The sequence below is a fragment of the Caulobacter endophyticus genome, from assembly GCF_029543245.1.
Lineage (GTDB): Bacteria > Pseudomonadota > Alphaproteobacteria > Caulobacterales > Caulobacteraceae > Caulobacter > Caulobacter endophyticus_A.
The window spans coordinates 33,955-51,981 of record NZ_JARQWV010000024.1; the positions used below are offsets into that span (position 1 = coordinate 33,955).

Genomic DNA, 18,027 nt, shown 5'->3' on the forward strand with positions numbered 1-18,027 from the left:
CTCAATCCTTTTCCATGGTGCACTGCAGCGGGTGCTGATGTCTGCGGGCTGAGTCGATCACCTGGGCGACTTTGGTCTCGGCGACTTCGTAGGTGAAAACACCACAGACGCCGACGCCGTTCTGGTGAACGTGCAACATGATCCGTGTCGCGTCTTCGCGCGACTTGTTGAAGAACCGTTCGAGCACGTAAACGACGAACTCCATGGGGGTGTAGTCGTCGTTCAGGATCAGTACGCGATAAAGCGAGGGCTTCTGCGTCTTCGGCTTCACTTCCGTGACGACCGAAGAGCCCGCGCCTGTATTTCCGCCTTGCTTTCGCTCGGCCATCGACCGCTTTCTCCCGGCGGGAAGCAAATCACCCGCCTTCATGAATTAGATATGGAAAAGCGGCGGCTTTGGAAGAGGCCGCCGCCCGACTGCGCCGCTTTAGCACAGGGGCGCCGTCGAAATCGGCTTCACGTTTGGGAGAGCGGCGAAAGGGGCCTGTGCGTTCCCGCGGCGAGGCTGCGAAATGGTGTGCGGCGCGTTGTCGCGCAAGGGGGCGGGGGAGCGCTTGTTCCTTCTCCCCTTGCGGGAGAAGGTGTCGGCGATAGCCGACGGATGAGGGGTCTCTCAGACGTCTGACATCGCGCCCAGCCGTTCCGCTTCGCTGCGGCGCCGTTCATCGACCCCTCACCCGACCCGCTTCGCGGGCCACCCTCTCCCGCAAGGGGAGAGGGAACCGGGAAATCAGCCCGTCACCGTGTAGATCATGATCCCGGTGGCCACCGACAGGTTCAGGCTGTCGGCGCGGCCGCGCATGGGGATCTTGACGTTGACGTCGCAGGCGGCGGCCAGTTCGGGCGGCAGGCCCTGCTGTTCGTTGCCCATCAGGATCAGCGAGGGCTTCACGTAATCGGCGCTCTTGTGGTCGACGGTGGCGGTCAGCAGGGTGCCGACCACGCTGCCGGGCCACTCCTCGCGCCAGGCCAGGAACTCCTGCACGCTGGCCTTGGCGATCTTCACGGCGAAGACCGAGCCCATGGTCGCGCGCACGCCTTCCACCGAATAGGGATCGACGCAGTCGCCCACCAGGATCACCCCGCCGGCGCCGGCCGCGTCGGCCGTGCGGATGATGGTGCCCAGATTGCCCGGGTCGCGGACGGCCTGAAGAGCCACCCAGCAGTCGGCGCTCTGCGGCACGATGGCCGATAGCGGCGTGTATACCTGCTTGAACACGCCGACCACGGCTTGAGGATTGTCGCGACGCGAGACCTTTTCCAGGATCTCGCGGTTGACCTCGATGACCTCGCCGCCGGCCGCGGCGCAGGCCTTGGCGGCCTTTTGCAGCATCGGGTGGTCGGCCGCGTCGGGGCCGTACATCAGGATCTTGGGCGCGTGGCCGCAGTCGATCGCCTCGATGACGATCTTCAGGCCCTCGGCCAGGAACAGGCCGCTGTCCTCGCGCTCCTTGCGCATGTGCAGGGCGCGGACGGCTTTCACCGTGGCGTTGGTCAGGGAGGTGACGGTCTTGACGCTCATGTCTGTACTTTAGGCCTCCGACGACCAGCGGGCGAAGAACGACAGGCCGATCTGGCGGTCGCCCTTGTCTTCCACCAGGGACAGCTCGCCCCAGTCGATGACGCCGGCGCGGCCGTCCAGCGCCTGGGCCAGCAGGCCCGACATGGCCGCGCCGGAGACGCGGGCCGCATAGGCGTTCATCAGCAGAAAGTCGGCGTCCTCGGCCAGCAGCGCGGCGCAGTCGGCGGCCAGGGCCGGCAGGTCCTCGAACAGGCGCCAGACCTCGCCGTCGGGGCCGCGGCCGAACTTCGGCGGGTCCAGGATGATGCCGTCATAGACGTTGCCGCGGCGCACCTCGCGGGCGACGAAGCGGCGGGCGTCCTCGACGATCCAGCGGATCGGCTTGTCGGCGAGGCCGGCGAAGGCGGCGTTCTCGCGCGCGAAGCCGACAGACTTCTTGGAGGCGTCGACGTGGGTGACGTGCGCGCCGGCGGCGGCGCAGACCAGGCTGGCCACGCCGGTGTAGCCGAACAGGTTCAGGATCTTGGGCTGGCGGCCGCGCGCCTTGACGAAGGCGCGAACGCGTTCGTCCTGCCAGGCCCAGTTGGCGGCCTGCTCGGGGAAGAAGGCCAGGTGGCGGAACGGCGTGAACTGGCCGTGGAACTTCGCCTCGCCCCAGGCCAGGTCGAACTTCTCGATCGGCTTGCCGCGGAAGCGCCAGCGGCCGGCCTCGTCCTCGTCGGACGGGTCGAACACGGCGTCGGCCTCGTCCCAGGCGCTGGCGGGCAGGCGGGGCTCCCAGAAGCACTGCGGCTCGGGGCGGACGACGGTGTAGCGGCCGTAGCGCTCCAGCTTCTTGCCGCGCCCGCTGTCGAGCAGGGCGTAGTCGGCCCAGCCGGTGGTGCGCATGACGAGGGGAGAGGCGGCGATGGTCGGATGCATGGCCACGCCATACGCGCTCAGGCCAAGCGTCGTCCAGCCCGAGGCGCGTGCGGGGTCTTGTCCCAGTGGTGCGGACGCCGCACGAACTGCCACAGCGCATGGCATCCGGCCCAGCCCTGCAACAGCCAGATCAGCGGCAGGCCAAGCAGGTCCAGGGCCCTGGCCCGGCCCCCTGCGCGCCGCCTGCCGACCGCGGCGGCGATGGCCGAACCCATCCAGGCGTAGCCGAAAAGCACCAGGCCCGGTCCGTCGAGCGCGGCATGGCCGTCCGGCGCCAGGTCCAGCAGGATCATAAGCACGGCGCCGGCGAAGATCGGCGCATGCAGGTGCGTGGAGACCAGCGACAGGAAGAGGGTCAGGAACAGCGCCATGGCCACGCGGGGACGCCGGGCGGCCGGGCCGCGCAGATGCACCAGCAGGGTGGCCAGATGGCCTTTGATCCACCGCGCCCGTTGCGGCCGCCAGGCTTTCCAGGTGGTCGGGGCGGTTTCCAGCGTCGGGCGGTCGATGACGTCGAGCGTGTAGCCGGCCGCCGCCAGGCGGAAGCCGACGTCGGCGTCTTCCGTCACGTTGAAGGCGTCCCAGCCGCCGACGGCCCGCAGGGGCGCGGTCTTGAAGTGGTTGCTGGTGCCGCCAAGCGGAAAGGCCAGCCGCCAGCGGGCCAGGGCCGGCAGCAGAACTTCGAAGTGCGCGGCATACTCCTGCTGGAACTGACGGGGAAGAAGGCCCGAAATGGCGGGGATTTCGATCCTCAGCGGCGCCTGGAGGCAGGCCAGCGCCGTCGGGGCGGCGGCGAAGCGGGCGGCGGCCTCGCGAAGTTGGCCCGGATCGGGCGCGTCCTCGGCGTCGTAGATCACCAAAAGCTCGCCACGCGCCCGCTCCAGGGCGTGGTTGCAGGCTCTCGGCTTGGTCTTGGGTCCGCCCGGCGGCGCGACCAGCACCTGGACGAAGGCGGGCAGCGGCAAGGCGTGAAAGGCGGCGATGGTCTCGGCGTCGTCGGCTTCCAGCACGATCAGCACCTGCAACCGGTCGCGCGGATAGTCGAGGCGCTCGAGATTGGTCACCAGTTCGGCCGCCACCGAGGCTTCCTTGTAGAGCGGTGCGAGCACGGTATAGGCGGGCAGGGCGTGGTCGGGCAGGGGCGGCGCGACGACCAAGCGGCGGGGCGTGCAGGCGGCGGCCAGCCGCAGCGTGGCCAGCAGAGCGAACAGCGTAAGGCCCGTCCAGCGGAGGACGTCTAGCGCCTGGCCTGGCGCGGCCGTCAGCGCGACGACCAGTCCCAAGGCGATCGTCGAGAGCGCGACCGCCTGGCCCGGGCTCAATCGTCTGTGCGCGCCGTCGGCGGCGGGAGCCGGTGTGACGAGCGGCGGATCGGGCAGGATCGCATGATCCAGCCCATCGACGTGCAGCCGCCGTTCCTCGCGCGCCATGTCGTCCCCCAACCCCGGCCTGAACCTTGGCCTTTCAGCGGGAGCGACTCGATTAGTTCAACCATAAAGTGTCAAATGGAAAAATACGCGTTCTACGTAAAACGGTGTTCCGCTTGTCGGGCCTGGGTGATTCCCGTTTAGTGTCAGGTCGGGGAAGAGGGAGGAAGTACCGTATCGTGACCGTCGCGTTGAAGAAGCCGCCCAGGTCCGCCCGCAAGCCCAAGGGCGATGGCCACATGCGCCGGGGCGAGATCCTGGCCGCCGCCGAGAAGATCTTCATCGCCGAGGGCTATGCCGGGGCGACGATCCGCAAGATCGCCGACGCCGTGGGCGTGTCCTCGACCGCGCTCTATATGCACTTTCGCGACAAAGATCAGATCCTGCTGGAGATCGGCAAGGAGGCTATCGAGAAGCTGCTGTCGATCAATGTCGCCCTGTCGCAGGAGCCGATCGACGCGGTCGAGAAGGTGCGGCGGATGCTGGACGCCTACATGCGTTTCGCCTTCGAGAACCCCAACACCTACCAACTGGTGTTCTGCGGCTCGAACGAGGCGATCTCGATCGAGAAGCAGCAGGCGGTGTCGGATCTCGGCGACCGCTGCTTCGACGAGTTCAGCGGTCCGATCCGCGAGATCGCCGCCGCCGGCCGCCTGAAGACCGGCACCGCCGAAAGCGCCGCCCAGGTGCTGTGGGCCGCCTGTCACGGCATCGTCTCGCTGGTCATCACCAAGCCCAGCCGCAGCTGGGCGCCGGCCGAGGAACTGATGCAGGTCACGCTGGACGGGGTGATGCACGGCCTGATCGCCGACAGGTAGCAGTCGGGCGGGGGCGGCGACAAACGGTCGCACCTGCCGAATTTCCCCGCGCCGCCAGAAGCTTAGCCGGCCTTCGCAAATACAACGTCGTTCGATGGCGCGGTGGTGGTAGCGGGTTAACCCTTGGGCCCTAGAGCCCCGCCGCATGAGCAGACTTCATGTTGTGTGTGCGGGCCTTGCGGCCCTGGCCTGGGCGAGCGGCGCGAATGCGCAGGAGGCGTCGCTGCTGGATGCGGTGAAGGCCGGCAAGCCGCTGCTGGAGATCCGCGCCCGCTACGAGCGCTACGACCAGACCAAGACCGCCACCCTGCGCAACAACGCCGAAGGCACGACGGTGCGCACGCGCTTCGGCTGGGAGACCGGCGCCTGGCATGACGTGAAGGCCCTGATCGAGTTCGACGACGTTCGCCGCATCGGCCCCGAGCACTTCGCCATCACCACGCCGGGCGTCTCCACCCCGCTGAACGGCGCCGACAAGGCCCGCTTCCCGGCGATCAACGACCCGAACGTCACCGAGGTGAACCGCGTCCAGCTGCAATGGACGCCGTCCAAGACCCTGCAGCTGACCGCCGGCCGCCAGAAGATCCAGTTCGACGACCAGCGCTTCGTCGCCGCCGCCGCGTGGCGCCAGGACGAGCAGACCTATGACGGCCTGCGCGCCGACCTGTCGCTGAGCCGCTTCAAGGGAACCTATGTCTACGTCACCCGCGTCAACCGGGCGCTGGGCGAGCGCCGAGACTGGGACAGCGACAGCCATTTCGTCAACGCCAGCTGGACCTTCTCGGAGGCCCTGAAGGCGACGGGCTTCGTCTACGCGCTCGATTTCTCGGACTCGCCGCTCAACACCTCGATCACCAAGGGCGCGCGGGCCGTCGGCAAGGCCAAGGCCGGGGCCTACACCCTGAACTATTCGGCCGGTTTCGCCCGCCAGAGCGACTATCACCGCGCCACCGCCGACTACGAGCTCGACTATCTGGGCGGCGAGTTCGCGGCCACGCGCGGCATCTACACGGCTCAGATCGGCTACCACACGCTGGAAGGCGACGGCACGCGGGGTTTCGGCGCACCGCTGGGCGCGGCCCACGGCTTCTACGGCTGGGCCGACGCCTGGTCGTCGCTGGGCGGCAACAAGAGCTTTTCCGACGGCCTGGACGACCTGAACTTCACCGTCACGCTGAAGCCGAAGATCAAGGTGCGCAACTTCGCCAGCCCGGAGCTGCTTGTCCGCTATCACGACTTCGACGACGACCGCACGGGCGCGGATCTGGGCCACGAGTGGAACGCCCAGCTGACGGCGACCATCGCCCCGAAGCTGTCGGCCCAGCTGAAGTACGCCGGCTTCGACCGGGTATCGAGCGTGCCGAGCGGTACCCCGGCGCCGCCCGCGTCGCGCAAGAAGGTGTGGTTCACCCTCGAGTACAAGCTCTGAGATCGTCCGTAGCGAGAGGAGGGCGCCCGGTTTGCGGGCGCCGCCCAAGTCTTGGGCGCCGTGCTGCTGCGCAAAAACGGGCGCCGCACCTGCGAAACAACCGATAACGACGGTTTGTCGATTGCCGTCCCCCGGCGGTCGATGCGTCCCTGATCACGACACGCGGGGCAACGACGTTCCGCGACGGGCCGCGAGGCCCTGACGCCGACGACGGGGTCGGCGACTGTTTTGGACAACGACGTCCGGAGGGGCTCACGCCCTTGCCGGGCGTTTTTTTTTGGCCTGAGGGGAAGAGGCATGAACACGAAGAGGGCCGGGCTCACGCTCGGCGCCGGGCTCGCAGCGCTGCTGTGGGCATCGGGAACGCACGCCCAGACGACAGCCGAAACCACGCCGCCGGCCGCCGAGCCGGAAGCCGTGGCGGAGGCGGCCGAACCGCCGCCTCCGCCCGCGCCGCCGCCGACTTTCAGCGACCAGATGCTGGCCGGCAAGCCGATCTTCGAGGTTCGGGCGCGCTACGAGACGGTCGACCAGGCCAATCTGCGCGAACGGGCCAACGCCTACACGGTGCGCACCCGGCTCGGCTGGGAGACCGGCGACTTCCACGGTTTCAAGGGCCTGATCGAATTCGAGGACGTCCGCCAGATCGGCCCTGAGCACTACGCCGTCAACGTGCCCGGCGCGACCACGCCGCCGCTGAACGGCGCCGACAAGGCCCGCTATCCGATCGTCAACGACCCCGACGTCACCGAGCTCAACCGCGCCCAGGTGACCTGGACGCCGAGCGCGGCGCTGCAAGTCACCGCCGGCCGCCAGCGCATCGTGCTCGACGATCAGCGCTTCGTCGGCGGGGTGGCCTGGCGCCAGGACGAGCAGACCTTCGACGGCGTGCGCGCCGATTTCGCGGCGGGCCGGGTGAAAGGGACCTACGCCTACCTCACCCACGTCAATCGCATCCTGGGCGAACTGCGCGACTGGGACAGCGACAGCCACCTCCTGAACGTCACCTGGTCGCCGGCCGAGGCGCTGCGCCTGCAAGGCTTCGTCTACGCGCTGGATTTCGGCAACTCGCCGATCAACTCGTCGATCACCAAGGGGGGCAAGGCCTCGGGCAAGACCTGGGTCGGCCTCTACCAGGTGGCCTATGGCGCGACCTTCGCCCGCCAGAGCGACTGGCACGGCAATACGCCGAGCTACGATCTCGACTACTGGGCCGGCGAGGTGGCGGGGACCTTCGACATCTACACCGCCCGCTTGGCCTACGAGCAGCTGGAAGGCGACGGGACGCGCGGCTTCACCACGCCGCTGGGCACGGTGCACGCCTTCAACGGCTGGTCGGACTCGTGGGTGTCGCCCGGCGGCAACAAGAGCTTCGCCGACGGCCTGAAGGACCTGAACGTGGGCCTCAACGTCAAGCCGCGCTTCAAGAAGACCTACTTCTTCAACAGCGACATCCTGGTCCGCTACCACGACTTCGACGACCAGCGCACCGGCGCCGACCTCGGCCACGAATGGGAGGTCCAGCTGACCGCGGCGATCACGCCCAAGCTCTCCCTGCTGGTGAAGTACGCCGACTTCCAGCGCGAAACGACCGTGCCGGCCGGGACCCTGGCCCCGCCGGCCTCGCGGACCAAGGCCTGGTTCTCCCTCGAATACAAGCTGTGAGCCCGATCATGACCAAGACCGACAAGACCGCTCTCCAGCAGGGCGTCTCCATGAGCGTTTCTCGGCGCACCGCCCTGATCGGGGCCGCCGCCACCATGGCCGCCGTCAAGGCTGCGTTCCCGGCCGGGGCCCATGCCGCCGGCGCGGGCCCCGAGACCGCCAAGGCGCGCCTGGGCTTCATCGCCCTGACCGACAGCTCGCCGCTGATCATCGCCAAGGAGCGGGGCTTCTTCGCCAAGCACGGCCTGCCCGATGTCGAGGTGGTCAAGCAGGCCTCGTGGGCCGCCACGCGCGACAACCTGGTGCTGGGCTCGGGCGGCGGCGGCATCGACGGCGCGCACATCCTCTCGCCCATGCCGCTGCAGTTCACCCTCGGCGTCCAGACCGGCGGCAAGCCGCTGCCGATGTACGTGCTGGCCAGGCTCAACACCAACGGCCAGGCGATCTCGGTCGGCAACGACCTGAAGGCCGTGAAGGTGGGCCTGAGCGCCGCCGGGGCCAAGGCCAAGTTCGCCCAGCTGAAGGCCTCGGGCAACATCGCCAAGGTGGCCATGACCTTCCGGGGCGGCACTCACGACCTGTGGGTCCGCTACTGGCTGGCCGCGGCGGGCATCAATCCGGACGTCGACGTCTCGACCATCGTCATCCCGCCGCCGCAGATGGTGGCCAACCTCAAGGCCGGCACCCAGGACGCCTTCTGCGTGGGCGAGCCGTGGAACGGCCAGACCGTCAACCAGCGCATCGGCTACACCGCCACCACCACCAGCGAGCTGTGGATGAACCATCCGGAGAAGGCGCTGGGCATGCGGGCCGACTGGGTCGACCGCTATCCGCGCGCGGCCCAGGCCCTGACCGCCGCCGTGCTCGAGGCCCAGATGTGGTGCGACAAGCCGGGCAACAAGGCGGCCATGTGCTCGATCGTCTCGGGCCGGCAGTACATCAACGTGCCGATGGGCGACATCCTGCCCCGCCAGCAGGGCGTCATCGACTACGGCGATGGCCGCAAGGTCACAGGCTCGCCCCACGTCATGAAGTTCTGGGCCGACAACGCCAGCTTCCCCTTCAAGTCGCACGACCTGTGGTTCGTCACCGAGAACATCCGCTGGGGCGTGATCGGGCAGGGGGTCAACAAGCAGGCCCTCGTCAACAAGGTCAACCGCGCCGACATCTGGCGCGCCGCCGCCAAGTCCATCGGCCAAAGCGGCCCGGCCGGCGACAGCCGCGGCCCCGAGCGGTTCTTCGACGGCAAGGTGTTCGATCCGGCCAATCCGGGCGCCTACCTCGCCAGCCAGCCCATCAAGAAGCTCGTCTGAGGAGGGTATCCCCATGACCTATCCCAAGCCCGACTTCGCCGAGGCCGCGCCTGTCGCGGCTCCTGTGAAGGCCCAGGTTGCGGTCGCCTCGCCGGCAACGGAGTCGGCGACGGCGGCCGCGCCGGCCGCTCCGAAGATCCCCGGAGCGGCCGGCCTCGGTCGCAAGGCGGGGGCGCTCGCCGCCGCCGTCGTCCCGCCGGTCCTGACCCTGCTTGTGGTGATGGCGCTGTGGCAGGGGCTTTGCGGAGACTCCTATGAAGGCCTGCCATCGCCCTCGCGGATCTGGCTGGAGTCGAAGGAACTGATCGTCGATCCGTTCTACGACCGCGGCGGGGTCGACAAGGGCCTGTTCTGGCACGTGCTGACCAGCCTCAAGCGCGTCGCGGTCGGCTTCTCGATCTCGGCGGTGGTCGGCGTGGGCCTGGGCGTGCTGATCGGCGCCAACCGCTGGGCGCATCGGGGGCTGGATCCGATCTTCCAGGTGCTGCGCACAGTGCCGCCCCTGGCCTGGCTGCCGATCTCGCTGGCGGCCTTCCACGAGGCCAACCCCTCGGCCCTGTTCGTGATCTTCGTCACCTCGATCTGGCCGATCATCATCAACACAGCCGTCGGCGTGAGGAACATCCCCGAGGACTATCGCAACGTCGCCCGCGTGCTGCGGCTTTCGCCGATCGAGTACTTCTTCAAGATCCTGCTGCCCTCGACCACGCCCTACATCTTCACGGGCCTGCGCATCGGGGTGGGGATGAGCTGGCTGGCCATCGTCGCCTCCGAGATGCTGCTGGGCGGCGTCGGCGTCGGCTTCTTCATCTGGGACCAGTACAACGCCTCGCGCATCTCCGACATCGTCGTGGCCCTGGCGTGGGTGGGCCTGACGGGCTTCGCCCTGGACCGCATCGTCGCCCTGCTGGGCCGCATCGTCTCCCGCGGCAACGCGGCCGCTTGAGAAGGACAACCATCATGGGCAAGGCCTATCTCTCCATCGAGAACCTGGGCGTCACCTTCGGGCATGGCGCGGGCGCTTCCGAAGTGCTGCGCGGCGTCGAGCTTCAGGTGGCCAAGGGCGAGTTCGTCTCGATCATCGGCCATTCGGGCTGCGGCAAGTCCACCCTGCTGAACGTGGTGGCGGGCCTCGTGCCAGCCAGCACCGGGGCGGTGATCCTCGACCGCGAGGCTGTCAGCGCGCCGGGGCCCGAGCGGGCGGTGGTGTTCCAGAACCACTCGCTGCTGCCGTGGCTGTCGGTGCGCGAGAACGTGCAGCTGGCGGTCGACAAGGTGTTCGCCGGCAAGAAATCCGCCGCCGAGCGCCGCGACTGGACGCTGCACAACCTCGACCTCGTCAAGATGACCCACGCCATCGACAAGCGGCCGTCCGAGATCTCCGGCGGCATGAAGCAGCGGGTCGGCATCGCCCGGGCGCTGGCCATGCAGCCCAAGGTGCTGCTGCTGGACGAGCCGTTCGGGGCGCTGGACGCCCTGACCCGCGCCCACCTTCAGGACAGCGTGATGGAGATCCAGGCAGGCCTCAACAACACCGTCCTGATGGTCACCCACGACGTCGACGAGGCGGTGCTGCTGTCGGACCGCATCGTGATGATGACCAACGGTCCGCGCGCCACGATCGGCGAGGTGCGGCCGGTGGATCTGGCCAGGCCGCGCGACCGCCTGGCGGTGGCGGAGGACGCCTCATACGTCCACGCCCGGGCGGCGGTGATCGAGTTCCTCTACGCTAGAAAGGCGGCCTAGGCGGCAAGCTGCTGGCGCAGGTCGGCCAGCGTGCCCTCGATGTGCTCGGCGATCAGCGCCTCGACCAGCGCAGCGTCGCCGGCCTTCCATGCGTTGAGGATGATGCGGTGTTCGCGGCTGGCGCGTTCGTTGCGGCCCAGCGGCTCCAGGTGGATGCGCACATAGCGTTCCGACAGGATCTGCAAGCGCTCGACGAGTTGGCTGGTGATGTGTCCGCCGGGACGGACCAGGGCCATGTGGAAGGCGCGGTTGCAGGTCACGTGGTCGCCGTCGGGCTTGCCCAGCTCGGCTTCCAGCGCCGCCAGCGCGGTCTCGGCCCAGGCATGGTCTTCGGGGCCTGCCTTCAGGGCGGCCTCGGCCGCCGCGCCGGGCTCCAGCTTCAGGCGCAGGGCGAAGACCTCGCTGGCCTCCTCGGTCGAGGCCTGGCGCACCACGTAGCCCTTGTTGGGGTAGGAGCTCAGCAGGCCGTCCTTTTCCAGCCGGCTCAAGGCCTCGCGCAGCGGGATCTTCGAGACGCCCAGCTCGGCGGCGATGGTGTCCTGCCGCACCGCCGTTCCCGGCGGCATGTCGCCCGTGAGGATTCTCCGTCGCACGATCTCGTAGGTCTGGTCGGACAGAGTGCGGACGACAATACTCATGCGCTGTGAACTGGGCCCCTGATCGACGCCCCCGCGTCGAGAAGGTCCATATAGCAGAATATCGGACGATCCGGATTAAAACCTCGGTCATGTTCGGGCCGCGGAACGCGGGCGAATCCGCCGATCCTGTATCCGACATCGACCGGCGCGCGCCGGTCGTCACGGAATGACGAGGAACACCACATGACCCTGGGCGTGGGCGGATCGACCATGGCCGCCGAGCTGGCCGGCCTCTCGCCGCGCGCCGGCCGGCCGCCGGCCATCGGCGCGGCCGAGTACGCGGCGCGTCTGGAGAAGGCGAGGAGGCTGACCCGCGCCCTTGGCGCAGACGCCCTGCTGATCGGGGCCGGCGCCTCGCTGCGCTATTTCACCGGCGTGCCGTGGGGGGCGACCGAGCGCCTGGTCGCGCTGCTGCTGCCGGTGACCGGCGCGCCGGTGATGATCTGCCCCGCCTTCGAGCTGGGCTCGCTGCAGGCCGATCTGAAGGTCGAGGTCGAGATCCGCCTCTGGCAGGAGCACGAGAGCCCCGCCGCCCTGGTCGGCCGGTCGCTGGCGGAGCTGGGCGCCGATGTGCTGGCCCTCGACCCGGCTGCGCCTTTCTCGCTGTTCTCGGCCCTGCGCGAGACCGCGCCGTCGCTGTCGGTGAAGGACGCAGGGGCGGTGGTCGACGGTTGCCGGGGCGTGAAGTCGCAGGCTGAGTTGGCCCTGCTGCGCTACGCCAAGGCGATCACGCTGGACGTTCATCGCCGCGCCGGCGCGGTGCTGGCCCCTGGCGTGCGGGCCAGCGAGGTCAAGCGCTTCATCGACGAGGCCCACCGCGCGGCCAGCGGCGGCGGCTCGACCTTCTGCGCCGTGCAGTTCGGCGAGGCCACGGCCTATCCCCACGGCCTGCCGGGCGACCAGGAACTGGCCGACGGCGACCTGGTGCTGATCGACACCGGCTGCCAGGTCGAGGGATACCAGGCCGACATCACCCGCACCTATGTGTTCGGAACGCCGTCGGCCGAGCATCGCCGGATTTGGGAGATCGAGCACGAGGCGCAAGCCGCCGCCTTCGCCGCCGTCCGTCCGGGCTTGCCGTGCGAGACCATCGACGCCGTCGCCCGCCAGGTGCTGGAGCGCCACGGCCTGGGTCCCGACTACGCCCTGCCGGGCCTGCCGCACCGCACCGGCCACGGCATCGGCCTGTCGATCCACGAGGGGCCCTACCTCGTGCGCGGCGACGCCACGCCGCTGGCCCCGGGCATGTGCTTTTCCAACGAGCCGATGATCGTGATCCCCGGCCGCTTCGGCGTGCGGCTGGAGGACCACATGTACGTCACGGAAACCGGCGCGGCCTGGTTCACGCCGCCGTCGCCCTCGATCGACGATCCGTTCGGGCTGAAGGGGTAGGCCACAGATCCTCCCCCCGAAGGGGGAGGTGGCCCGAAGGGCCGGAGGGGGAAGTATCTGATGAGGTCAGTTCATCCGCCGACGCCGCAGTCCCTTCCCCCGCAGTCGGCGGAGTTTATCCTCGGGCCGGCCTTTGGCCGTACCCCGGGGGCGACAGCTCCCCCTTCAGGGGGAGCACCCTTCTATCTCACACCTTGTCCGGATAGACCGGCGCGATATCCACCGGGATGTCCTTCAGCGTGGCGATCACGCCGCGGGCCTCGTCGTCCAGATGGGCGTAGCGGTCGAAGAAGGCGACCATGCCGGCATAGTCGCCGTCGCCTTGCAGCTTGACGATATCGGCCACCAGGTCGCGCATGCCGGCCTCCATCCTGGCGTTGTCGACGCGGAAGCGCTTCAGGGCCGGGTCATAGACGAAGGCGCCCTTGGCCTTGAGGTAGCCGTACTGCAGCGCCGCACCTCGGCCATGGGCCTCCTCGTCGCCCCAGCGGGCGGCGCGGAAGATGCCGGCCAGGTAGGTGGCGAAAAGCTGCGGGCGCTCGGCGGTCGGGATTTCGCCCTTGTCCATCATGAACAGGATGTTCCAGGCGCCCATGACGTCGGCCTTGGCCTCCTCGGCGGTGCCGCCGATGTCCTTCAGCTCGGCCGAAACGGTGGTGGCGCGGCCGTCGACGACGATCGAGCCCGGGCCCAGGCTGTGCGACAGCTCGTGGAACAGGGTCTCCAGCGTCATGTACTTCTGGCTGACCAGGGCGGCCTGGTCGGCGACCAGCACGCGGCTGGCGATCGGCTTGAGGATGCCCTCGTACTTGGCGGCCAGCACGTTGGACAGGATCACCTTCTTGGCGCCCTTGGCCTCGCGCACGCGCTCGTCGTTGGGCAGATTGAAGGCCACGGTCTGCGGGCCGTGCAGATTGTCGCCGCCGCCGCGGATCTGCTCGGCCACGGCGATCGGCGAGGCCCCGCCGCGCTTGAAGTTCTTGTAGGCGTCGGCCACCGGCAGGTTGGCCTCCATGTCGCGCAGATAGGCCTTGTACTTGTCGAGCGCGCTGCTCTCGTCCGGGTTCTTCAGGGTGACGAAGGCCTCGAAGGCGGCCTTCTGGCCCATCAACTCGTCGGTGTAGGTCTCGTACGGGCCGATCGCCACCTCGATGGGCGTGCCCTCCAGGTCCATCCAGGCCATTTCCGACTGGAAGTAGTCGTTGGTGCGGAACGACTGGGCGCGAAGGGTCAGGAACTTCTTGAGGCTGGCGTTGGTGGTGATCTGGGCGGCTTCGTCCAGCAGGGCGGCGGCCTTGGTCAGTTCGGGCTCGTAGGCGACCGAGAACGGCACGGCGACCAGCTTGTCGCCGTCGCGGCGGACCACCGTGTAGGTGTCCATCAGCGCGGCCTTCTGGTCGGGATGGGCGGCCAGATAGGCCTCCAGCTGCGCCTTGGTCAGGCCGGCGGGATAGAAGCCGTGGCCGGGGCCGTCGGGGCCGCCCTGGGCGACCATCTGCTTGGCGTAGATGGCCGTCATCTGGTCGGCGGCCTGGATCAGCAGGTTCACCACCTTGCGTTCCTCAGGGCTGAGGAAGGCGGTGTCGGTCTTCATGCGGATGGTCGCGTAGTTCTCCGGCGGCGCGGCCTGCACGGCGATGGGAGCGGAGAGGGCGGCGGCCGAGACGCCGAGCGTCAGGGCGAGGGAGAGAAGCGCGCGCATGGAAGAGGTGTGGCCCTTGCGGATGAAGCGAGGCCTTCGCTTACACCCGCCTTGGGGCGAAGACGAGGCGCAGCTAGAAGCGCCGCCGCTTCAGGGAGGCGAAGGCGTCCAGCATCACCGCGGCCAGGTGGCTCTGGTTGCGGGCGAAGGTCGGGTCCTCGGCCTGGCCGGACAGCTGCATGCCGTCGGGACGGGTGACGCTCCAGGTGCAGCGGCCGGCGGCGATGTCGAGTTCGACCTGGCAGTCGGAGGCGGGCGGGGCGGCGGTCAGCATGGAAAATCTCCTGGCCGGGAAGGCGTGATCAACACCCTACGGCTGGCGTGCAGCGCCCTGATGGACCCCGTGTGGAGATTTCGTGCAGACGCTCAGGCCGTCGGCAGCGACAGGGTAAAGCGCGCGCCGCCATGGTCGGCGACATAGGCTGCGTCGCCGCCATGGGCGCGGGCCAGCGAGCGGGCGATCGACAGGCCAAGGCCGGTCCCGCCTTCGGCCCGGCGCGTGGTGAAGAACGGCTCGAACAGTCGGGCGGCGTCGGCCTGCGGCACCCCCGGTCCGTCGTCGGCGACCACCAGAACGACGGTCCGGCCGCGATCATGACCGCTGATCGCCACCTTGCCGGCGCCGGCCTGACGGCTGTTCTCGACCAGCACGGTCAGCACGGTTTCGATCATGGCCAGCGGGGCTGCGACCGGCGGCAGGTCGGCGGGCAGGTTTGTGGTCACCGCGAAGACGGGCGTCGACAGGGCCGCGGCCACGGTCTTGGCGGCGGCGGCGGGGGCTGCGGCGACCCCGGCCTCGGGCGTGGCCATGTCGGCGCGGGCCAGTTCCAGGAGCCGCCCGACCAGGGCCGACAGCCGGGCGTTGTCGGCGGCGATGTTCGCGAGAAAGCGCTCGCGCTCGGCCTGGCTCATGGTGGGGTAATGGTCCTGCAGCAGCTCGATGGCGCCGCGCACCCCGGCCAGCGGCGTCTTGAACTCGTGGCTCAGCGCGGCGGCGAAGTCGCGCAGATAGCGCGAGCGCCTGTCGATCGCTGCGGACATGGCCCGGAAGTCGTCGTACAGCGCCTGAATCTCGACGGCGGCGGTGCGCGGGGTCTCGGGCGGTTCGCCCCGGCCGGTAGCCATGGCCCGGGTGGCCGCGCTGAGCTGCTCGATCGGCCGGGTCACCCCGCGCGAGACCAGGCCCGCAAGGCCGAACAGCACCACCAGTATGACGCCGGCGCCCAGCAGCAGCTTGCCGCGATCCTCGTGCAGGCCCTTGAACAGGCCGCGCGGCGAACGCGACAGCAGCAGCACCCCCACCGTCCTGCCGCCGACCTCGACGGGGCGGGCGTGGTGCAGGCGCACGGCCGAGGCCCGGCTGAACAGCTCCCAGATCGAGCGCTGGCGGTACTGGCCGTTGCGGCGCAGCACGGTCTCGGGCCGACCCGCCAGGGCCTCGCGCACCTCGGGCAGGGCCGACAGGTCGCCGCCCGCGCCCAGGCCGCGCACCACGCGTCCTTGCGCGTCGGTCAGGACGATGGCGGCCAGGGTGCTGCGGGTGGTGTCGGCGAAGATGTGGTCCAGGCGGGCGGCGGCGGCGGCGGCCTCCGCCTGCGGCGGTGTCGCGCTCGGCGCGGGGGACGGGCGCTCGGGCAGGATCCGGGCGGCCGACAGGTCGATGCTCGGACGCTCGGGGCGATAGTAGTAGGGATTCTCGGGATCCGGGCGCAGCGCCGGGGCGGGCGGCGGCGCGCCAGGCCACAGGGCTGCGGCGGTGGCGGCCAGGGCCGCGCCCTGGGCGGCCAGCTCGGCCTCGGTCTGGCGCACCAGGGTGTTCTCGTAGCTGCGCAGGAACACCCCGCCGATCGCCGGCATGCAGGCGGCGAACAGCAGCACCGCCAGCAGGATGCTGCGCAGTCGCAGCGCCGGCCAGCGCCGCTTGATCGCGTCCTTGAAGCTCGTGAGCGCGGTGATCACGCCCCGGCGCTCTCGCCGGAGCCCTGGCCCGATCCCTGACAGGGACCCAGGCGATAGCCGATGCCCGGCTTGGTCTCGACGACGTCGGCGCCGCCCAGCTTGGCGAACTTGGCCCGCAGGTTGCGCACGTGGCTGTCGATGGTGCGGTCGGTCAGGGCGAAGCCCGGGCCGCGCAGACGGTCAATGATGGCGTCGCGGGTAAAGACGCGGCGCGGAGCGCTGGCCAGGGTCCAGAGGATGCCGAACTCGGTGACGGTCAGCGTCGCCTCGTCGCCGCCCCAGGCCGCTCGCCAGGCGTCGGCCTCGAGGCTGAGGCGGCCGTGGCTGAGCAGCTTGGGCTCCTCGACCGACGCGGCGGCGCCGGCGCGGCGCAGGATCGCGCTGACCCTCGCCGTCACCTCGCGCGGGCTGAACGGCTTGACCACGTAGTCGTCGGCGCCCAGCTCGATGCCCAGCACCCGGTCGATCTCGTCGTCGCGTGACGACAGCAGCAGCACCGGCAGCTGGCCCTCGGCGCGGATGCGGCGGCAGACGTCCAGGCCGTTCAGACGCGGCATGTTGATATCCAGCACCACCAAGGCCGGCTTGTGGGCGGCGATCGCCTCCAGCGCCGCCTCGCCGTCGGCGGCCTCGACCGTGGCGTAGCCGGCCTTGCCCAGGGCGAAGGCCAGAAGCTCGCGGATATGCGGCTCGTCGTCGACGATCAGGATCGGCTGAGTCATGGCGCAGATGTTCCGCTTGCGACGCCTCGGGTCAACGGCGGGCATAGGCGCACGTCGTGCAGAGCCTGCGGGCCGCGCCGTGCAGATCCCGTGCAGACGTAAAAAAGGGCGGCGCGAGATCGCGCCGCCCGAAAGTCGGAGGGGAAGTCAGAGAGAGAAAAAAACGGTCGGTCGCGGTTTAAGCGGCCTTTTCGCCTTCGATCACGGCGGTGTCGGCGCCGGTGCTGATCGGGATGGTGCGGGGCTTGAGGGCTTCCGGCAGCTCACGCTTCAGCGAGATGGTCAGCAGGCCGTCGGCCAGGGCCGCGTCGGTCACCACCACGTAGTCGGCCAGCTGGAAGCGGCGGTCGAAATTGCGCTCGGCGAGGCCGCGATGCAGGTAGCGCTTGGTCTCGTCGTTGGCCGCCTTGCGGCCCGAGACGGTCAGCAGGCCTTCCTTGGCCTCGATCGACAGCTCTTCCGGCTTGAAGCCGGCGACGGCGATCTCGATGCGGTAGGAATTCTCGTCGGTGCGCTCGATGTTGTAGGGCGGATAGCCGGAGGCGGCTTCGGTCTTGGCGGCGGCGTCGAGTTGCGCGGCCAGGCGGTCGAAGCCGACGAGCGAGCGGTACAGGGGCGACAGGTCGATAGTACGCATAAGTGTAGAACCTTCTCTTCAAGCAAGGTTGCAGTCATGTTCGAACCTTCGACGACCCGACTTCGGCGTCGTCTGTGATCCGGAAGGCCCGGCTGGCCAGCGCCTTCGGTTGAATAGTTGGGAGGTCGTTTTTCGA

The 18,027-nt window shown here is 69.3% G+C and carries 17 protein-coding genes; 7 read left to right on the forward strand and 10 right to left on the reverse strand.

Features of this window, described 5'->3' with window-relative positions:
- Position 1 precedes the first annotated feature (1 nt).
- From clpS to P7A99_RS20335, 4 genes are all read right to left on the reverse strand, one after another.
- On the reverse strand, positions 2 to 328 hold the full coding sequence (clpS, locus tag P7A99_RS20310; RefSeq protein ID WP_058347605.1) for an ATP-dependent Clp protease adapter ClpS: 327 nt from the start codon (positions 326 to 328) through the stop codon (positions 2 to 4).
- Between the two features lie 402 nt (positions 329 to 730).
- On the reverse strand, positions 731 to 1,522 hold the full coding sequence (locus P7A99_RS20325; RefSeq protein ID WP_277795572.1) for a TrmH family RNA methyltransferase: 792 nt from the start codon (positions 1,520 to 1,522) through the stop codon (positions 731 to 733).
- Between the two features lie 9 nt (positions 1,523 to 1,531).
- On the reverse strand, positions 1,532 to 2,443 hold the full coding sequence (locus P7A99_RS20330) for a class I SAM-dependent methyltransferase (protein ID WP_277795573.1): 912 nt from the start codon (positions 2,441 to 2,443) through the stop codon (positions 1,532 to 1,534).
- A gap of 17 nt (positions 2,444 to 2,460) precedes the next feature.
- A complete protein-coding gene (locus tag P7A99_RS20335) occupies positions 2,461 to 3,873 on the reverse strand; it encodes a glycosyltransferase (protein WP_277795574.1) in 1,413 nt (470 codons plus the stop codon).
- 176 nt (positions 3,874 to 4,049) lie between these two features.
- Between P7A99_RS20335 and P7A99_RS20340 the strand changes: the two genes are divergently transcribed.
- The 6 genes from P7A99_RS20340 to P7A99_RS20365 all read left to right on the forward strand — a co-directional run bounded on the left by P7A99_RS20340 (position 4,050) and on the right by P7A99_RS20365 (position 10,841).
- Entirely contained in the window at positions 4,050 to 4,688 is a 639-nt protein-coding gene (locus tag P7A99_RS20340; protein ID WP_277795575.1) for a TetR/AcrR family transcriptional regulator, read from the forward strand.
- A 145-nt stretch (positions 4,689 to 4,833) separates the two neighbouring features.
- Positions 4,834 to 6,117: an alginate export family protein gene (locus P7A99_RS20345; protein WP_277795576.1), complete on the forward strand. Its 1,284-nt coding sequence runs from the start codon at positions 4,834 to 4,836 to the stop codon at positions 6,115 to 6,117.
- A gap of 297 nt (positions 6,118 to 6,414) precedes the next feature.
- Positions 6,415 to 7,782, forward strand: coding sequence for an alginate export family protein (locus P7A99_RS20350; RefSeq protein ID WP_277795577.1), 1,368 nt, complete (start codon positions 6,415 to 6,417; stop codon positions 7,780 to 7,782).
- Between the two features lie 8 nt (positions 7,783 to 7,790).
- On the forward strand, positions 7,791 to 9,095 hold the full coding sequence (locus P7A99_RS20355) for a CmpA/NrtA family ABC transporter substrate-binding protein (RefSeq protein ID WP_431307695.1): 1,305 nt from the start codon (positions 7,791 to 7,793) through the stop codon (positions 9,093 to 9,095).
- A gap of 13 nt (positions 9,096 to 9,108) precedes the next feature.
- Positions 9,109 to 10,041, forward strand: coding sequence for a nitrate ABC transporter permease (ntrB, locus tag P7A99_RS20360; RefSeq protein ID WP_277795578.1), 933 nt, complete (start codon positions 9,109 to 9,111; stop codon positions 10,039 to 10,041).
- Between the two features lie 14 nt (positions 10,042 to 10,055).
- Positions 10,056 to 10,841, forward strand: a complete 786-nt coding sequence (locus P7A99_RS20365) for an ABC transporter ATP-binding protein (protein WP_277795579.1) — start codon at positions 10,056 to 10,058, stop codon at positions 10,839 to 10,841.
- Here the strand turns inward: P7A99_RS20365 and P7A99_RS20370 are convergent.
- Positions 10,838 to 11,479: a GntR family transcriptional regulator gene (locus tag P7A99_RS20370; RefSeq protein ID WP_277795580.1), complete on the reverse strand. Its 642-nt coding sequence runs from the start codon at positions 11,477 to 11,479 to the stop codon at positions 10,838 to 10,840. The genes P7A99_RS20365 and P7A99_RS20370 overlap by 4 nt on opposite strands.
- Before the next feature lie 183 nt (positions 11,480 to 11,662).
- Here P7A99_RS20370 and P7A99_RS20375 point away from each other — a divergent pair, with 183 nt between their 5' ends.
- Positions 11,663 to 12,871 (forward strand): M24 family metallopeptidase, encoded by a 1,209-nt coding sequence (locus P7A99_RS20375; protein ID WP_277795581.1) that lies wholly within the window; start codon positions 11,663 to 11,665, stop codon positions 12,869 to 12,871.
- A 187-nt stretch (positions 12,872 to 13,058) separates the two neighbouring features.
- Here P7A99_RS20375 and P7A99_RS20380 read toward each other — a convergent pair whose 3' ends face one another.
- The 5 genes from P7A99_RS20380 to P7A99_RS20400 all read right to left on the reverse strand — a co-directional run bounded on the left by P7A99_RS20380 (position 13,059) and on the right by P7A99_RS20400 (position 17,891).
- Positions 13,059 to 14,573 (reverse strand): dipeptidyl-peptidase 3 family protein, encoded by a 1,515-nt coding sequence (locus tag P7A99_RS20380; protein ID WP_277795582.1) that lies wholly within the window; start codon positions 14,571 to 14,573, stop codon positions 13,059 to 13,061.
- A gap of 73 nt (positions 14,574 to 14,646) precedes the next feature.
- Entirely contained in the window at positions 14,647 to 14,847 is a 201-nt protein-coding gene (locus P7A99_RS20385) for a hypothetical protein (protein ID WP_277795583.1), read from the reverse strand.
- A 92-nt stretch (positions 14,848 to 14,939) separates the two neighbouring features.
- Positions 14,940 to 16,532, reverse strand: coding sequence for a sensor histidine kinase (locus P7A99_RS20390; RefSeq protein WP_277795584.1), 1,593 nt, complete (start codon positions 16,530 to 16,532; stop codon positions 14,940 to 14,942).
- Positions 16,529 to 17,254 (reverse strand): response regulator transcription factor, encoded by a 726-nt coding sequence (locus P7A99_RS20395; protein ID WP_277795585.1) that lies wholly within the window; start codon positions 17,252 to 17,254, stop codon positions 16,529 to 16,531. Before P7A99_RS20395 ends, P7A99_RS20390 begins: the two co-directional genes overlap by 4 nt.
- Before the next feature lie 178 nt (positions 17,255 to 17,432).
- Entirely contained in the window at positions 17,433 to 17,891 is a 459-nt protein-coding gene (locus tag P7A99_RS20400; protein ID WP_277795586.1) for an Hsp20 family protein, read from the reverse strand.
- Between the last annotated feature and the right edge of the window lie 136 nt (positions 17,892 to 18,027).

What these genes read in the sequence shown, in the direction of transcription:
- clpS (WP_058347605.1), bottom strand. Translation starts at nt 328, where the DNA reads ATGGCCGAGCGAAAGCAAGGCGGAAATACAGGCGCGGGCTCTTCGGTC.
- P7A99_RS20350 (WP_277795577.1), top strand. Translation starts at nt 6,415, where the DNA reads ATGAACACGAAGAGGGCCGGGCTCACGCTCGGCGCCGGGCTCGCAGCG.
- P7A99_RS20345 (WP_277795576.1), top strand. Translation starts at nt 4,834, where the DNA reads ATGAGCAGACTTCATGTTGTGTGTGCGGGCCTTGCGGCCCTGGCCTGG.
- P7A99_RS20365 (WP_277795579.1), top strand. Translation starts at nt 10,056, where the DNA reads ATGGGCAAGGCCTATCTCTCCATCGAGAACCTGGGCGTCACCTTCGGG.
- P7A99_RS20325 (WP_277795572.1), bottom strand. Translation starts at nt 1,522, where the DNA reads ATGAGCGTCAAGACCGTCACCTCCCTGACCAACGCCACGGTGAAAGCC.
- P7A99_RS20370 (WP_277795580.1), bottom strand. Translation starts at nt 11,479, where the DNA reads ATGAGTATTGTCGTCCGCACTCTGTCCGACCAGACCTACGAGATCGTG.
- P7A99_RS20385 (WP_277795583.1), bottom strand. Translation starts at nt 14,847, where the DNA reads ATGCTGACCGCCGCCCCGCCCGCCTCCGACTGCCAGGTCGAACTCGAC.
- P7A99_RS20400 (WP_277795586.1), bottom strand. Translation starts at nt 17,891, where the DNA reads ATGCGTACTATCGACCTGTCGCCCCTGTACCGCTCGCTCGTCGGCTTC.
- P7A99_RS20355 (WP_431307695.1), top strand. Translation starts at nt 7,791, where the DNA reads ATGACCAAGACCGACAAGACCGCTCTCCAGCAGGGCGTCTCCATGAGC.
- P7A99_RS20380 (WP_277795582.1), bottom strand. Translation starts at nt 14,573, where the DNA reads ATGCGCGCGCTTCTCTCCCTCGCCCTGACGCTCGGCGTCTCGGCCGCC.
- P7A99_RS20330 (WP_277795573.1), bottom strand. Translation starts at nt 2,443, where the DNA reads ATGCATCCGACCATCGCCGCCTCTCCCCTCGTCATGCGCACCACCGGC.
- P7A99_RS20375 (WP_277795581.1), top strand. Translation starts at nt 11,663, where the DNA reads ATGACCCTGGGCGTGGGCGGATCGACCATGGCCGCCGAGCTGGCCGGC.
- P7A99_RS20395 (WP_277795585.1), bottom strand. Translation starts at nt 17,254, where the DNA reads ATGACTCAGCCGATCCTGATCGTCGACGACGAGCCGCATATCCGCGAG.
- P7A99_RS20335 (WP_277795574.1), bottom strand. Translation starts at nt 3,873, where the DNA reads ATGGCGCGCGAGGAACGGCGGCTGCACGTCGATGGGCTGGATCATGCG.
- ntrB (WP_277795578.1), top strand. Translation starts at nt 9,109, where the DNA reads ATGACCTATCCCAAGCCCGACTTCGCCGAGGCCGCGCCTGTCGCGGCT.